A 15,149-nucleotide genomic window follows, 5' to 3' on the forward strand; every position below is an offset into this window, starting at 1 on the left:
TTGCCGGGTCATAGTTCCGGCCCCAGTGCGAAGTGCAGCCGCAGCGGCTTGTCCTCCTCGGAGATGCCCACCGCCAGATCGAGCCTGACCTGACCGATGGGGGTGACCCAGCGCACCCCGACCCCGGTGCCTATCTTCCAGGCCTCGCTGTAGTCGACGGTGGCGGTCCCGGCGTCCACGAACAGGGCACCGAGCCACTTCTCGCTGAAGCGGTAGTTGTACTCCAGGCTGCCGACGCTGGCGTAGCGTCCGCCGGTCAGCTTGCCATCGTCCCCCCGTGGCGAAATGGTCTCGTAACCGTAGCCCCGGACCGTCTGATCGCCGCCGGTGAAGAAGCGCAGGGAGGGGGGGACCAGGGAGAAATCATCCCCGACGATGGCCCCCTGTTCGGCCCGCATCAGGAAACGGTGATCTTCGCCCAAGGTGCGCAGCCACTTGCTGCGCCCCCACACCCGCATGAAGCTGATGTCGGACCCCCAGTAGGGACTCGAGAACTCCATCGTCAGTTGCTGGCGATCCCCCCAATCCGGCACCAGACCGCCGCGCACCCGCAGCCGTGACCAGGAGACGCCGGGGATCAGCAGCAGGCTGTTCCCCTCGTCCTGACCCTGGACGTAGCGCTCGTTCTCCAGGCGCACAAAGACGTCTCTGTCCCAGCTCTCCGGTCGGCGTGTCCAGCGGTGCACCCCGAAGGTGGCCAGATCGGAGCGGGTGTCATTGTTGTCGGTGTATTGATAGCCCGCCTGCAGGGAGTAGTAATCCCGCAGCGGGTTGCCCACCGGGATCTGGTAGTCGAAGCTGAGCTCCGCTTCCGGCGCCGAGATCTTGGCGGTGCTGGAGAGGCGGTGACCATAGCGGTTCACCCAGGGTTTCTCCCAGGTGGCACTCAGGCGCGGCCCCACGTCCGTGGCATAACCGATACCGGTCTCAATCTCGTGATCGACCCGGTTGGAGAGGGTCACCTGCACCGGCACCCGGTTGCCCTCGGCCTGGCTGATCAGGGGTTTGATGTCCACCTGCTTGAACAGCTTGGTGGAGGAGACATCCTGGGACATCTCCGCCAGACGGATCGCCAGATAGGGGTCGCCGCTCTTGATGTTGATGAGCGGGCGAATAAGGTGCAGTGCCTCCGGCGTCGCGTCATAGCGGATCTCGCCGAAATGGTAGCGCGGGCCGGAGCGAAACAGGATGTAGATCTCCGCCTTGCCCTGTTCCGGGAAAACCTTGACCTGGCTCTTGCTGATCTTGGCGTCAAAATAGCCGCGGGCCAGCCCCAGACTGCCGAGATCCGCCTTGATGGATTCATATTTGCCGTGGTTGAGGGGATCTCCCTCCTTCAGGGGCAACTTGTCCAGCAGCTCGCTGTACACCTCGTCGCTCCCCGCATCCCCTTCCAGCAGGATGTCGAGGCGCGAGATGATCACGGGTTCCCCCCGCTCAATCTCGATCACCACCTTGGCGGGCGCCTTCTTGTCGCGGTTCAGGGTGATCTTGGGCTGGTAGTAGCCATAGACCTGCAGCGCCTTCTGTACGCTCTCGGTGATCTTGGCGCGGGCGGGGCGGTACTGGCGTTCCTGGTAGACGGGCAGGGCGTTGAGGTAGGCCTCGACGTTGTCTTTCTGCTCTCCCCTGACCCCCTTGATCTGGTAGGTCAACTTGGCCGCCATGGCGGGCATCGCCATCAGCCAGAGAACGAGGGCGAGCAGCAAGAGACCGGGCCCAGGGCGACGGGATCGCCCGGATGAAGTGCTCCCGGTGAGAAAAGTAGGATAGCATCCTGTCAAACGTCAGTTTCCCCGAATAACATGATTTAAAGATTGTGTTATTTAGTACGATACCGAGACTCATCCCGGGCGAGTGCCGCTCATCCTAGCATAATCGCGACGGCGAAATCCCACGCTCGGGGCCCCTTTGCGTGCCGCTCTGCCGCCCCCGGTGCGGGGATCGCTTCGGCCCTGCAAGGAGCCAGCCGGGTGTGAGGAGCCAAACTGCGCACTATCCGGGCAAGGGGCGAACAAAACGCCACCACCTGCCCCGCCACGCCGGATCTCCCCTGGCAGCCTTGGGCTGGCAGCAGGGTCCGGCTCTTCGCGACAACCCTTGTCGGACAGCCCGCATCCGGCGGGTTTCGTCAACCCGTCCTCCTCGACTTGCTCAATGCCCTCTTCCCCGCCCTGCCTGCTATTGAACAGGAAAATAATTTTAAATCAATCACTTGAATAGATGGCACTAAAGCTTCGTTCAATTCAATCGATTTATCCCGCTGCCCCTGCGCTCCGGCCTGTCCCACACTGATCCCAATCATCGCAGGAGAGACCCCATGCACCTACGTAGCGAACAACTGGCTGACTACATCGCCGACCGACTCGAGTTCATCACCTTCCTGGCCTGCTGCAGCGCCCTGCTGGCCTTGCTGACCGGCATGAACGGCCAGCAGGCCCTCGCCTTCACTGCGCTCAATCTGCCCTTTGGCCTGGCCCTGCTGCTGGGCATGGCCCTGCTCGCTCCCCTGCCTGTCCACTGGCGCCTGCCCGGGATAGTCCTGCTGCTGGTGAGCGCAGCCCTGGCCACCCTGCAGATGGGGGGCAACTGGCTCAACCCCCTGGCCATCTGGAGCCTCTATGCCCTGCTGGGGCTGGAGATCCTCTGGCAATCCCGGGCCAGGGTCCCCCTGGCCACCGGCCCCCGGAGCCGGGTCTCGCGCCCGAGGGGCTGACGTGGAGGCGCAATTGCAGTAATCTTGCGCCCCCTTTCCCCTCGCCGAGGAGCATTCCGATGAAAAAAGCCTGTGCCCAGCACATCCTGGTCAAGACCGAGAAACAGTGTCTGGAGATCAAGGAGAAGCTCGCCAAGGGCGCCGATTTCAGCCAGATGGCCAAGCGTTTCTCCACCTGCCCTTCCGGCAAGCGTGGCGGCGATCTGGGAGAGTTCTCCAAGGGGGACATGGTCAAGTCCTTCGACGATGCCGTGTTCAAGGGGGAGCTGCTGACCGTGCTGGGGCCGGTGCGCACCAAGTTCGGCTTCCACCTCATCAAGGTGCTCTATCGCAACTGATCCAGGGCGACGAGGCCATCGGCTCTCTGAGCCGCACGCCCGGGATTGATGATCATTTACTAACGTTATCAGGCAATTAAGTTTATCCTTCTGGGCATAGTTCCATCCTGTCCCGTGGATCCCTCATATGCACAGCTCTTTGTGGTGGCCGCTGCTGACCTGGCTATTGCCCCTTTGCGGGGCCCTTGGCAGCCGCGCCCATCTCTGGCCCTGGTGGCTCGGCTTCATCCTCTGTCTCGCCAGCGCCCTCCTCAGCCTCGTGCTGCTGCTGCGCCTGCCCTGGCGCTATCGCCGCACCACCAACCTCTGGCCGGATATCTGGGGCATAACTCCCCTGCTGTTGCCCCTGCTGTTTCTCGTCCAGGCGCTGCGCTCCCCCCTCACCAACGACGTCAGCACGGATCCCTACCATCCGCCACGGCTCCAGTGGGCCGAGCAGCTCAGAAGCCCGGAGGATCTCCCGGTCTCCCCCCCGCCCCTGCAACTATTTCCAGGCAACCCCGGTCCTCTCTATACCCGGGCATCCCCGGTCGAAGTGCTCGCGGAAGCCGAGGAACTGATGACGGAGCTGGGCTGGCAGGTTCGCCCGGGCAGCGAGGGTATCGATGCCGTCGTCACCACCGGCTGGTTCGGGTTTCAGGATGACGTGGCTCTGCGGGTCTTTGCCGGGCCCAAAGAGACCCGTATCGACATGCGCTCCGCCTCGCGCCAGGGGCGCAGCGATTTGGGGGTCAACCGGGCACGGATCATCGATTTCCTGAATCGGTTGAACGAGCGCCTGGGCGGGGCCTACAAGCCCAAGATGGAGAAGCTCAAAGAGGAACAAGATGCGCATTGAGGTCAAACCGGACCGGGCCTACGCCTGGTTCATCCGCCCCTTCTTCTGGCTGCAGAAACGCAACTACGGTCAGGTGCTGATCCCGGGCAAGTGCTGGGGGCGCTCCCCCAGGCTGTTCGCCGCGGTCGCCACCCTCTACGGCGTCATCAACCGCAAGCGCTCCCCCATCGACCCCGTGCTGCGCTCCCTGGTGACGGTGCGGGTCTCCCAGCTCAACTGGTGTCGTTTCTGTGTCGACATCAACGCCATGACCCTCGTCAAGCGGGCAGGCTCCAGCGACAAGGTGGAGGCGCTGGCCCGGTGGCGCGACAGCCCCTTGTTCGACGAGCGGGAGCGGGCCGTGCTGGACTATGCCGAGGCCATGACCGGGCTGGATGGCGTGAGCGACGAGCAGGCCGCCCGCCTCAAGCCCTGGTTCGATGACGACGCCCTGGTGGAGCTCACCGGCCTCATCGCCTTCCAGAACATGTCCGCCAAGTTCAATGCCGCTCTCGACATCGCTCCCCAGGGGTTCTGCCAGTTGCCGGTGCAACCCGAGCGCCCCCTCGACAAGGGACAGGGATGAACCGGGCACGCCTGCTGCTGTTGCTGGCGATGGGGGCCCTGGTCGGCACCTTCTTTGCCCTCGACCTTGACCACTATCTGAGCCTCACCCAGTTGCAGGCACACCAGGCGCGCCTGACCCTTTGGGTCGACCGCCATGTTGTCGCAGCCAGCCTGCTGTTTCTGGTGATCTATGTGCTCACCACCGCCCTCTCCCTGCCGGGGGCGGCCCTGCTCACCCTGGCGGGCAGCGCCGTCTTCGGCATTCTGTGGGGGCTCTTGCTGGTCTCCTTTGCCAGCTCCCTCGGCGCCACCCTGGCCTTTCTCAGTGCCCGCTTCCTGCTGCGGGACTGGGTCGAGACGCGCTTTGGCGACAAGCTGGCGAGCGTTCAGGCCGGCATGCAAAAGGAGGGGGCCTTCTATCTGCTGAGCCTGCGCCTCATCCCCCTCTTCCCCTTCTTTCTGGTCAACCTGGTGATGGGGCTCACCCCCATCAGAGTCAGCACCTACTACTGGGTCAGCCAGCTCGGCATGCTGCCGGGCACCCTCGTCTACGTGCTGGCGGGGAGCGAGCTGGCTACCCTCACCAGCACAGGCAACCTCTTCTCCCCCGGCCTGCTGGCCGCCCTGACCCTGCTCGGCCTGATGCCCTGGCTGATGCGTGCCTTGCAGCGCCGTCTCGCCCTCTACCGGTTGCACGCCCCCTACCGCAAGCCTGCGCGCTTTGACTACAACCTGCTGGTGATAGGTGCCGGCGCCGGAGGCCTGGTCACCAGCTACATCGCCGCCGCGGTGAAAGCCAGAGTGGCCCTCATCGAGCAGCACAGGATGGGAGGGGATTGCCTCCATACCGGCTGCGTCCCCTCCAAGTCGCTGATCCGAAGCGCCCGCTTCGCCATTGAACAGCGCAAGGCCGGGGAGCTTGGTTTTACCCCGAGCCAGAGCCGCGCCGACTTCGCCGCCGTGATGGCGCGGGTCGCCCGGGTCATCGAGGAGGTCGAACCCCACGACTCGGTGGCGCGCTATGAAGGACTTGGGGTGGAGTGCATCCAGGGGCGGGCGCGAGTCACCTCCCCCTGGGAGGTGGAGGTCAACGGCAAGCGCCTGACCAGCCGTCATATCGTGATCGCCACCGGCGCCCGCCCCCGGGTGCCCGCACTGCCGGGGCTGGACAGGGTTCCCTACCTCACCTCCGACACCCTCTGGCAGCGACTGCGCGAGCCCCCCCGCCATCTGCTGGTGCTGGGAGGAGGCCCCATCGGCTGCGAGCTGGCCCAGAGCCTGGCCCTGCTCGGTATCCCCGTCACCCTGGTGGAGCAAGGCCCTCAGCTGCTGCCCCGGGAAGATAGGGACGTCGCCGGGGCCCTGGCCGCGCAGCTGGAGCACGACGGCGTCACCCTGCACCTCGGCTGGCAGGCTACCTCGGCCGGGTATATGGACGGTAAAGGCGCCAACCTGCCCATCCGGCTGTACCTGCGCCGGGGGGACGAGACGCTGGTGGTTGAGGGGGACCAGCTGCTGCTGGCCCTTGGCCGGGAGGCCAACGTGAGCGGTTTCGGGCTGGAGGCGCTGGGGGTTGAACTGGCCCCCGGCGGCACCCTGGCCATCGACGGCTTCCTCGCCACCAACTACCCCAGCATCCTGGCGGTGGGGGACGTTGCCGGCCCCTACCAGTTCACCCATTTTGCCGCTCATCAGGCCTGGTATGCCGCCATCAACGCCCTCTTTGGCCAGTTCAGGCGCTTTCGGGCAGACTACAGGGTCATGCCGGCGGCCACCTATACAAGTCCGGAGATAGCCCGGGTCGGCCTCAACCAGAAAGAGGCTCGGGCCCGAGGCATCCCCTTCGAGTCGACCCGCTTCGAGATGGCCGAGCTGGACAGAGCCATCGCCGACGGCGAGTCAGGGGGCTTTGTCGAGGTGCTGACGGTGCCGGGCCGTGACAGGATACTCGGGGCCACCATAGTGGGTGCTCACGCCGGCGAGCGGATCGTCGAGTTTGCCCTCGCCATGCGCCACCGCCTGGGACTTGGCAAGATCCTCGCCACCGTTCACCCCTACCCCACCCTGATGGAGGGGAACAAGTACGTGGCTGGCGCCTGGCGCCGTGCCCGCCAGCCCGGGCGCCTGCTGGCGCTGCTGGCCCGTTATCACCGCTGGCGCCGCAGCGCCTGACTCTGACGAGGCAACCATCATGTTCACGACCCGACTTCGCGCCCTGCTCCGTCCCCTGATGGCCGCTGTCCCCCTGCTGCTTGCCTCCCCGCTCCACGCCAATGACGCGTCGTGGCAGCAGACCCTGCTGGCCGCCAGGGGGCAGACCGTCTACTTCAACGCCTGGGGGGGCAGCCCCGAGATCAACGCCTATCTGGTGTGGGCGGGGCAGGAGATCGCTCGCCAGTACCAGGTCGAGCTGGTGCAGGTGAAGGTGGATGACATCGCCCAGAGCGTGAGCCAGTTGCTGGCCGGCAAGCAGGCTGGCAAGACGTCGAACGGCCCCATCGACCTGCTCTGGGTCAACGGCGAGAACTTCAAGGCGCTCAAGGAGCAGGGGCTGCTCGGAACCCCCTTTACCGACGAGCTGCCCAACATGGCCCTGGTGGACACCGCCCTGCCGGTGAGTGAAGACTTCACCGTGCCGGTCGAGGGGCTGGAGGCCCCCTGGGGCATAGGCCAGCTCAATCTGATGGTGGATGGCGACCAGGTAGACGCACCTCCCACCTCGGCGGCCGCCCTGCTGGCCTGGGCCAAGGCTCACCCCGGCCGCTTCACCTACCCCAAGCCTCCCCAGTTTCACGGCTCGAGCTTTCTCAAGCAGATCCTGCTGGAGCTGACACCCGACCCCGCCCCCCTCTATCGGGAGGCGACCGATGCCGACTTCCTTCGCATCACCGCCCCTCTCTGGGCCTGGCTCGACCAGCTTCACCCCGCGCTCTGGCGAAAGGGCAGGCTCTTCCCCACCGGCGCCGCCGAGACCAGACAGTTGCTCGATGACGGCGAGCTGGCCATGGCCATCAGCTTCAACCCGGGGGAAGCCCAGAGTTCGGCGCAAAACGGCACCCTGCCCCCCACCGTCAAGGCCATCGCCATGGAAAAAGGGGCGCTCACCAACAGCCATTTCCTCGCCATTCCCTTCAATGCCTCCGCCCGGGCCGGGGCTAAGGTGGTAGTCAACTTCCTGCTGAGCCCCGCCGCCCAGGCGCGCAAGAGCGACCCCGCCTTCTGGGGGGATCCCAGCGTGCTGCGCCAGGAGGCGCTGCCTGGCCAGACCCGTCCGGCATTGCGCTTCAAGGGGGTGGCAGAGCCCCACCCCAGCTGGCAGACCCGGCTGGAAGCGGCCTGGGCCGAGCGCTACGGCCACTGATCCATCATGCAGGTGCGCGCCCCTCTTCTCCTCCTTTTGCCCTTTTTGATGCTGGGAGCCTTGCTGCTGGGGATCCCGCTCGCCGGGGGCCTGCTGTTGCTGGTCATCGAGGGGCTCACCCCCGCCAACCTCGCCCTCTTGCTCCCCCAGCCTGGACTCTGGCACTCCGCAGGGTTGAGCCTCTGGGTGGCGGGGGCCTCCACTCTGGGGGCCCTGGCCGTCACCGCCCTGCTGCTCGCCCAGGGGGACGGGCGTCCCTGGATGCGCTGGCTGCGCCGCCTGCTCTCCCCCCTGCTGGCGCTTCCCCACGTCGCCTTTGCCATCGGCATCGCCTTTCTGCTCGCTCCCTCCGGCTGGCTGCTGCGCCTCGTCGCCCCCCTGCTTGACCTCACCCATCAGCCCCCGGACTGGCAAACCCTCAAGGATCCCTGGGGCCTTGGCCTCATCGTGGTGCTCATCCTCAAGGAGACCCCCTTCCTGCTGCTGATGGCGCTGGCGGCACTGGATCCCGCCAAGGTGGCGCGCCAGCAGTGGCTGGGGGCCAGCCTCGGCTTCAGTGCCCCCCGGATCTGGTGGCGCCTGCTGCTGCCCGCCCTCTGGCCCGCCCTGCGACTGCCCCTCTACGCGGTGGCCGCCTATGGTCTGGCGGTGGTGGATCTCGCCCTGCTGCTGGGGCCGGATGCCCCGCCGCTCCTGGCGGTGCGACTCTGGCTCTGGTATCAGGATGCCGACCCCGCCTGGCGCGGCGCCAGTGCCAGCGGCGCCCTCTTGCTGCTCGCCCTCAACTTGCTGCTGCTTGGCGCCCTCAGGCTGCTGGAGCGGGCCCACCTCACCCTCGGCAAGGCACGCTGGCTGGATGGGCGACGCGCCCCCGCCTCGCCCTGGCCCGCACTCATTGCCCGCATCGGCGTGTGGGGGCTGCTCCTGACCAATCTGCTGGTGCTCGCCGCCCTGCTGCTCTGGTCCCTGACCCGGCGCTGGTCCTTTCCCGCCCTCTGGCCGAGCGAATGGAGCAGCCACCACTGGCTGGCTCTGCTGCCGAGCCTGGGCCCGCTGCTGTGGCAGAGTCTGTGGCTGGCCCTGCTCTGCGCCGCGCTCTCCCTGCTGCTGGCGGTGCTCTGCCTCGAGGCGTTGCCTGCGCGCCGCGCCACACGCACCCTCTGGCTTGTCTGCCTGCCTCTGCTGCTGCCCCAGGCCAGCCTGCTGTTTGGATTGCGCCTTCAGACCGACGGGCTGGGATTCACTGGCATAGGCCCTGGCTGGGTACTCTGGAGCCAGTTGATCTTCGTCTTTCCATACGTCTATCTCTGCCTGCACGGCCCCTATCGCCAGTTCGACGAGCGCCTCACCCGGGTGGCCCTCACGCTCGGGGCCAGCCCCTGGGGGGCCTGGTGGCGAGTCAAGGGCCCCCTGCTCGCCCGTCCCCTGTTGTTCGCCTTCGGTGTCGGGGCGGCGGTGAGTCTGGCCCAATACCTGCCGACCCTGCTGTTCGGGGGCGGGCGGGTCGTCACCATCACCACGGAGGCGGTGGCCATCGGTAGCGGCCTCAACCGGCGGCTGGCGGGGCTCTACGGCCTGCTGCAACTCCTGCTGCCCCTTTTCATCTATGCCCTGGCGCTCTGGCTGCCGCGGCGCATCAACCCCGCCCTGAGGTCCTGACCCGATGCTGCACACCTCCGCACTCACCCTCTTCCTCGACGGCGCCCCCCTGCTGACGCTCCCCCCCCTCAGGGTGGCCCCGGGCGAGGTGCTCACCCTGATGGGACAGAGCGGCTGTGGCAAGAGCTCCCTGCTGGCGGCCCTGGCGGGAGTGCTGCCACCCGGGGGGCCCATCCGGCTGACCGGGGACATCCTGCTCGGCGCACATCGCCTCACCCCGCTCCCCCCCCAGGAGAGAGGCGTCGGCATCCTGTTTCAGGATGACCTGCTGTTTGCCCACCTGACGGTGGCCGAAAATCTGATGTTCGGCATGCCGGCGCATCTCAAGGGGATGGCGGCAAGGCAGACCCGGGCCCGTGAGGCGCTGGCCGAGGTCGGGCTGGAGGCTCAGGCGGACAAGCTGCCTGGGACGCTCTCCGGCGGCCAGAAAGCCCGCGTCAGCCTGCTGCGTGCCCTGCTGGCCGAGCCCAGGGCATTGCTGCTGGACGAACCCTTCTCCCGCCTCGACAAGCCGCTGCGGGCGGCATTCAGAACCCTGGTGTTCGAGCGCCTGCGCACGCAGGCCATCCCCGCCCTGCTGGTGACCCACGACGAAGAGGATGCGCCGGGCACCATCTTGCAGCTGATCCCCCCAGCCATCCCCGAAGAGGAGCACCACCTTGTTTGATCGCCACCTGATCCCGGTTATCCGCCGCCCCCTCGCCGCGCTCGCCCTCCCACTGTGCCGGGCCGGGGTGAGCGCCAACCAGGTGAGCCTCGCCGGCTTTCTCATCGGCATGCTGGCGCTGCCGCTGCTGGCCTTTGGCTGCTATCAGTGGGCGTTGGCGGCGATTCTGCTCAACCGGCTGCTGGACGGGCTGGATGGCGCCGTGGCGCGGGAAACGGGCATCACCGACTGCGGCGGGTTTCTCGACATCACGCTGGATTTCATCTTCTACGCCGCCGTGGTGCTGGGCTTTGCCCTCGCCGACCCGGCCAACGCCCTGGCCGCCGCCACCCTGCTGTTCGCCTTCATGGGCACGGGATCGAGCTTTCTGGCCTTTGCCATCATGGCGGGCAAACGGGGCATCGAGAGCCCCGTCTACCACCACAAATCCCTCTACTATCTGGGCGGGCTCACCGAGGGGAGCGAAACCATCGCCCTCTTCGTGCTCATGTGCCTCTGGCCCGCCGCCTTCGTGCCACTGGCCTACGGTTTCGCCCTGCTCTGTGCCATCACGACCCTGACCCGGATCTGGAGCGGCTACCACACCCTGCGCTGACGGGATCCCGGAGGGCGCGCCGGCACGGAGCACTTGCGCCTGCACGCCAATGTTTTACCATGACGGCACTCTTTTTCAGGCTCACGAGAACCCTATGCGTCGCCTTGTCTGTGTCCTCTCCCTGTTTCCCCTGATCTACGGCTGCAGCAGCACGCCGGCGCCCAAGCCCGTGGTCAAACCCCAACCCAACAGCGCCTTCATCAACCAGACGCCGCCGAGCAAACCCTTCTACGGACAGGTGAGCCAGCCCGGGGTCAGCAAGGGGGACTTCGCCAATCGTTCCAACGTGGACAACTTCGTGCAGCGGATGGTGCAAAAGCACGGCTTCGACAGCGCCGAGCTGCACCGGGTACTGGCCCAGGCCGAGCGTTATGACTGGATCATCAAGCTGATGGACGCCCAGGCCCCCACCACCAGACCGCCCACCGGTCCGACCGGCGCCTGGAACCGCTACCGCGCCAAGTTCATCACCCCGGACAACGTGCAGAACGGCGTCAACTTCTGGCGTGAATACGAGAGTGAACTCAACCGGGCGCAGCAGATCTACGGGGTGCCACCCGAGATCATCGTCGGCATCATCGGGGTGGAGACCCGCTGGGGTCGGGTGATGGGCAAAACCCGCATTCTCGACGCCTTGGCGACTCTGGCATTTGACTACCCGCGCCGCGCCGACTTCTTCACCGGCGAGCTGGAAGCCTTCCTGGTGATGACCCGGGATGAGGGGATGGATCCCACCGAACCCAAGGGCTCCTATGCCGGGGCCATGGGCTACGGCCAGTTCATGCCGTCGAGTTTTCGCAACTACGCGGTGGACTTCAACGGCAACGGCCACACCAACCTGTGGGATCCGGTGGATGCCATCGGCAGCGTGGCCAACTACTTCAAGGCCCACGGCTGGGAGAAAGGGCAGCCGGTGGCGGTGCGTGGTCAGGGACAGCTGCCGGGCTATGAGCACGGCTTCCAGACCCGCTACCCGGTGGCCACCCTGCGCGGTGCCGGGCTGGCTCCTACCGGCAATCTGGGCAACCACAAGGAGGCGAGCCTGCTGCGTCTGGATGTCGGCACCGGTTACCAGTACTGGTACGGCTTGCCGAACTTCTACGCCATCACCCGCTACAACCACAGCACCCACTACGCCATGGCGGTATGGCAGCTTGGCCTTGCCGTCAGGGATGCCAGAGGCGGCTACTGAGCCAGCCTCAATGCCAACGAAAACGGGCCCGATGGGCCCGTTTTGCTATTCGTTTTCCAGCAACCAGCGCTTGAGCAGGGCCGCCAGCTGCTCCTGTTCGGCCAGGCTCAATGGGGCCAGCAGGCGACGCTCGTTTGCCACGTGCTGCTCCACCGCATGGTCAACCAGCTCCCGCCCCGGCTCCGTCAGGCAGACCAGCAGGCTGCGCCTGTCATCGGGGGAGGCTTCACGTCTTATCAGGCCACGCTGCTCCAGCTTGTCGAGCCGGGCCGTCATGGCCCCTGAACTCAGCATGGCGGACTGGTAGAGCGCGGTCGGGGTCAGCGGCTCGCCGGCCCGACGCAGGGTCGCCAGGATATCGAAATCGGACCCCAGCAGACCGCACTCCTTGAGGGTCTCGCTCACTTCGCGCCCGGCGATCGCCGCCATGCGCGCCACCCGCCCCAGCACCCCCATGGGGGTGCAGTCGAGGTCCGGGCGCTGCCGGGCCCACTGGGCCAGCAGCTGATCTACATGATCACTCTCCATTGGGGCTCCATTATCTTTACATGAAGATACTTGATAATAAACCAACTCGCGACTAATGTATCTTTACTTAAAGATACTTTATTACGAGATAACCATGCCACTGCTGATCGCCCTGCTCGCCCCCCTGCTCTGGGGCAGCACCTATGCCGTCGTCAGTCTCTACCTGACCGACTACTCCCCCTACTGGGTGGCCGTGTGGCGCGCCCTCCCCGCCGGGGTGCTGCTGCTGTTGCTCCATCCCCGCAGGCCGCCTCTCGTCTGGAGCAGGCAGTTCCTGCTGGCGTTTTGCAACATCACCGCCTTCTTCGCCCTGCTGTTCGTGGCGGCGTTTCGCCTGCCCGGCGCCGTGGCGGGTACGTTGGGAGCGACGCTGCCCCTCATCCTGATGGGGCTGGCCTGGCTGCAAGACGGTGTCAGACCGACGATCAAGTGGCTGTTGCTGGGGGTGATGGGGCTCGTCGGGGTGCTCTTGCTGCTCAATCCTTCTGCCAATCTGGATCCCGTCGGCGTGGCGTGCGCCCTGCTCGCCACCCTGCTCATCGGCCAGTCGAGCCGCTGGATGCAACGCTGGCCGGTGGACGATCTGCTGGCCCTGACCGCTTGGCAGCTGCTGCTGGGCGGCCTGATGCTGATCCCGCTGGCCTGGTGGCTGGCCGGCCCCATGCCCCTGCCCCGGGCTGACGCCACTCCCGGGCTTATCTGGCTGGTGATCCTCAACACGGCCCTGGCCTACTGGGCCTGGCTCTGGGGACTCAAACGCCATGGCCCGGAGGTGATGGGGATGCTGGCCCTCACCAACCCCATGGTGGCGGTCTCCTGCGGTGTGCTGATGGTGGGAGAAACCCTGGATGGCCGTCAGTGGCTCGGCATCGGCATCATCCTGCTCTCTCTCTTCCTGATGAAGCTGCCGGCCCGCTCCTTCCTCAAGCGCTGGCAGAACCGCAAGGCCGCCACCGGCAGCGTCGACAACGGCTGATCCGCAGTCAACCCGACACAAAAAGAAGAGGAGCCACCAGGGCTCCTCTTTCACATGGGTTGTTGCCGTAAGGGTCAGACGCCGGCCTTGGCCAGGGCGGCGGAGACAATCTGCTGGGCTTCCTGCTGGATGAGGTCCAGGTGCGCCTCCCCCTTGAAACTCTCCATGTAGATCTTGTAGATGGACTCGGTACCGGAGGGGCGCGCCGCGAACCAGCCGTTCTCGGTCACCACTTTCAGGCCGCCGATGGCGGCATCGTTGCCCGGCGCCTTGGTCAGCTTGGCGAGGATGGGCTCGCCAGCCAGGGTGGAGGCTTCCACCAGGGCCGGATCCAGCTTGGAGAGCACCGCCTTCTGGGCGCTGTTGGCCGGGGCATCGATGCGGCGGTAGCTGGAGCGGCCGAATCTGGCTTCGAGCGCATCGTAGTGGGCCTGGGGATCCTTGCCGGTCACCGCCAGGATCTCGGCCGCCAGCAGCGCCAGGATGAAGCCATCCTTGTCGGTGGTCCAGACGGTACCGTCCTTGCGCAGGAAGGAGGCACCCGCGCTCTCCTCGCCGCCAAAGCCGAACTCGCCGCTGTAGAGACCGTCCACGAACCACTTGAAGCCGACCGGCACCTCTTTGAGGGTGCGACCGATCTCGCCAGCCACCCGGTCGATCATGGAAGAGGAGACCAGCGTCTTGCCGACGGCCGCCCCCTTGGGCCAGCCGGTTCTGTGGGTGAACAGATACTGGATCGCCACCGCCAGATAGTGGTTCGGATTCATCAGGCCCGCCTTGGTGACGATGCCGTGACGGTCGTAGTCAGGGTCATTGCCAAGGGCGATGTCGAACTTGTCTTTCAGGGCAATCAGGCTCGCCATGGCGAACGGGCTGGAACAGTCCATCCGGATCTTGCCGTCTTTGTCCAGGGTCATGAAGGAGAAGGTCGGGTCGACCTTGTAGTTCACCACCTCGATGTCCAGACCGTAGCGCCTGGCGATGACGTCCCAGTAGGCGACGCCGGAGCCACCCAGCGGATCCACGCCTATCTTGATGCCAGCCTGCTTGATGGCGGCCAGATCCAGCACGTTCTCGAGATCATCCACATAAGGGGTGACATAGTCGTGTTCCACCACGAACGGGCTCTTGAGAGCCTCGGCAAACGGCATCCGCTTCACACCGGCCAGGCCCGCTTCCAGGATCGCGTTGGCGCGGTCTTCCACCCACTTGGTGATCTCGCCTTCGGCAGGACCGCCGTGGGGCGGGTTGTATTTGAAGCCACCATCTTCCGGCGGGTTGTGGGACGGGGTGATCACCACGCCGTCCGCCTGGGCCACGGGTTTGCCTGCGTTGTGGCGCAGGATGGCATGGGAGATGACCGGGGTCGGCGTGAAGCCGAGGCCGGCCTGAATGCGGGTCTCGACACCGTTGGCCGCCAGCACTTCCACCGCGCTGGCAAAGGCGGATTCAGACAGGGCATGGGTATCCATGCCGACGAACAGCGGCCCCGTGATACCGGCCTGCTGGCGGTACTCCACCAGCGCCTGGGTCACCGCCAGAATGTGGGATTCGGTGAAGGCGCCGTGCAGGGCGCTGCCGCGGTGACCGGAGGTGCCGAAGGCGACCCGCTGCTCAGGGCGGCTCATGTCCGGCTTGTTGAGGTAGTAGGCGCTGACCAGACGGGGAATGTTGGTCAGATCGCAAAGACGAGCCGGCTGACCGGCGTGGGAATGCTGTGCCATGGCGTTTTC

14 protein-coding genes are annotated in these 15,149 nt (G+C 66.0%); 11 read left to right on the forward strand and 3 right to left on the reverse strand.

All coding sequences use genetic code 11. From position 1 onward, the window contains the following. Positions 1-8 precede the first annotated feature (8 nt). Positions 9-1,784, reverse strand: a complete 1,776-nt coding sequence (gene tamA / locus H7R73_RS15835; RefSeq protein ID WP_103259819.1) for an autotransporter assembly complex protein TamA — start codon at positions 1,782-1,784, stop codon at positions 9-11. Positions 1,785-2,320: 536 nt separating this feature from the next. Here tamA and H7R73_RS15840 point away from each other — a divergent pair. The 10 genes from H7R73_RS15840 to mltB all read left to right on the forward strand — a co-directional run bounded on the left by H7R73_RS15840 (position 2,321) and on the right by mltB (position 11,912). Next, on the forward strand, positions 2,321-2,716 hold the full coding sequence (locus H7R73_RS15840; protein WP_010674121.1) for a hypothetical protein: 396 nt from the start codon (positions 2,321-2,323) through the stop codon (positions 2,714-2,716). Positions 2,717-2,775: 59 nt separating this feature from the next. Beyond that, positions 2,776-3,054, forward strand: coding sequence for a peptidylprolyl isomerase (locus tag H7R73_RS15845; protein WP_039039827.1), 279 nt, complete (start codon positions 2,776-2,778; stop codon positions 3,052-3,054). A 127-nt stretch (positions 3,055-3,181) separates the two neighbouring features. Continuing rightward, entirely contained in the window at positions 3,182-3,892 is a 711-nt protein-coding gene (locus H7R73_RS15850) for a DUF1499 domain-containing protein (RefSeq protein ID WP_043154191.1), read from the forward strand. Further along, positions 3,882-4,457 carry a carboxymuconolactone decarboxylase family protein gene (locus H7R73_RS15855; RefSeq protein WP_039039829.1) on the forward strand — a complete coding sequence of 192 codons (576 nt, stop codon included), beginning with the start codon at positions 3,882-3,884 and terminating at the stop codon, positions 4,455-4,457. Before H7R73_RS15850 ends, H7R73_RS15855 begins: the two co-directional genes overlap by 11 nt. Continuing rightward, entirely contained in the window at positions 4,454-6,610 is a 2,157-nt protein-coding gene (locus tag H7R73_RS15860; protein WP_182951324.1) for an FAD-dependent oxidoreductase, read from the forward strand. Before H7R73_RS15855 ends, H7R73_RS15860 begins: the two co-directional genes overlap by 4 nt. Positions 6,611-6,629: 19 nt before the next feature. Further along, entirely contained in the window at positions 6,630-7,799 is a 1,170-nt protein-coding gene (locus tag H7R73_RS15865; protein ID WP_103261102.1) for an ABC transporter substrate-binding protein, read from the forward strand. 48 nt (positions 7,800-7,847) lie between these two features. Beyond that, positions 7,848-9,458, forward strand: a complete 1,611-nt coding sequence (locus H7R73_RS15870; protein ID WP_182951325.1) for an ABC transporter permease — start codon at positions 7,848-7,850, stop codon at positions 9,456-9,458. A 4-nt stretch (positions 9,459-9,462) separates the two neighbouring features. Further along, positions 9,463-10,125 (forward strand): ATP-binding cassette domain-containing protein, encoded by a 663-nt coding sequence (locus tag H7R73_RS15875; RefSeq protein WP_182951326.1) that lies wholly within the window; start codon positions 9,463-9,465, stop codon positions 10,123-10,125. Next, the gene (locus tag H7R73_RS15880) at positions 10,118-10,720 is read left to right on the forward strand and encodes a CDP-alcohol phosphatidyltransferase family protein (protein ID WP_103261101.1); all 603 of its coding nucleotides are present in this window, start codon (positions 10,118-10,120) and stop codon (positions 10,718-10,720) included. Before H7R73_RS15875 ends, H7R73_RS15880 begins: the two co-directional genes overlap by 8 nt. 94 nt (positions 10,721-10,814) lie before the next feature. Then, on the forward strand, positions 10,815-11,912 hold the full coding sequence (gene mltB / locus H7R73_RS15885; RefSeq protein WP_039039833.1) for a lytic murein transglycosylase B: 1,098 nt from the start codon (positions 10,815-10,817) through the stop codon (positions 11,910-11,912). 45 nt (positions 11,913-11,957) lie between these two features. On the opposite strand, the gene H7R73_RS15890 is transcribed toward mltB, so the two are convergent. Then, positions 11,958-12,440, reverse strand: coding sequence for a MarR family winged helix-turn-helix transcriptional regulator (locus tag H7R73_RS15890; protein WP_042017340.1), 483 nt, complete (start codon positions 12,438-12,440; stop codon positions 11,958-11,960). A 94-nt stretch (positions 12,441-12,534) separates the two neighbouring features. Here H7R73_RS15890 and H7R73_RS15895 point away from each other — a divergent pair, with 94 nt between their 5' ends. Continuing rightward, positions 12,535-13,416, forward strand: coding sequence for a DMT family transporter (locus H7R73_RS15895; protein ID WP_042017343.1), 882 nt, complete (start codon positions 12,535-12,537; stop codon positions 13,414-13,416). Positions 13,417-13,490: 74 nt separating this feature from the next. On the opposite strand, the gene pgm is transcribed toward H7R73_RS15895, so the two are convergent. Then, positions 13,491-15,140, reverse strand: coding sequence for a phosphoglucomutase (alpha-D-glucose-1,6-bisphosphate-dependent) (gene pgm / locus H7R73_RS15900; RefSeq protein WP_103261100.1), 1,650 nt, complete (start codon positions 15,138-15,140; stop codon positions 13,491-13,493). Positions 15,141-15,149 lie beyond the last annotated feature (9 nt).

Origin of the sequence: Aeromonas sp. WP2-W18-CRE-05, assembly GCF_014168615.1 — a bacterium.
GTDB classification, from domain to species: Bacteria; Pseudomonadota; Gammaproteobacteria; order Enterobacterales; family Aeromonadaceae; genus Aeromonas; species Aeromonas caviae.

Coding starts and splice junctions, on each gene's coding strand:
- H7R73_RS15840 (WP_010674121.1), top strand. CDS start 2,321: ATGCACCTACGTAGCGAACAACTGGCTGACTACATCGCCGACCGACTC.
- H7R73_RS15845 (WP_039039827.1), top strand. CDS start 2,776: ATGAAAAAAGCCTGTGCCCAGCACATCCTGGTCAAGACCGAGAAACAG.
- H7R73_RS15850 (WP_043154191.1), top strand. CDS start 3,182: ATGCACAGCTCTTTGTGGTGGCCGCTGCTGACCTGGCTATTGCCCCTT.
- H7R73_RS15855 (WP_039039829.1), top strand. CDS start 3,882: ATGCGCATTGAGGTCAAACCGGACCGGGCCTACGCCTGGTTCATCCGC.
- H7R73_RS15860 (WP_182951324.1), top strand. CDS start 4,454: ATGAACCGGGCACGCCTGCTGCTGTTGCTGGCGATGGGGGCCCTGGTC.
- H7R73_RS15865 (WP_103261102.1), top strand. CDS start 6,630: ATGTTCACGACCCGACTTCGCGCCCTGCTCCGTCCCCTGATGGCCGCT.
- H7R73_RS15870 (WP_182951325.1), top strand. CDS start 7,848: ATGCTGGGAGCCTTGCTGCTGGGGATCCCGCTCGCCGGGGGCCTGCTG.
- H7R73_RS15875 (WP_182951326.1), top strand. CDS start 9,463: ATGCTGCACACCTCCGCACTCACCCTCTTCCTCGACGGCGCCCCCCTG.
- mltB (WP_039039833.1), top strand. CDS start 10,815: ATGCGTCGCCTTGTCTGTGTCCTCTCCCTGTTTCCCCTGATCTACGGC.
- H7R73_RS15890 (WP_042017340.1), bottom strand. CDS start 12,440: ATGGAGAGTGATCATGTAGATCAGCTGCTGGCCCAGTGGGCCCGGCAG.
- H7R73_RS15895 (WP_042017343.1), top strand. CDS start 12,535: ATGCCACTGCTGATCGCCCTGCTCGCCCCCCTGCTCTGGGGCAGCACC.
- pgm (WP_103261100.1), bottom strand. CDS start 15,140: ATGGCACAGCATTCCCACGCCGGTCAGCCGGCTCGTCTTTGCGATCTG.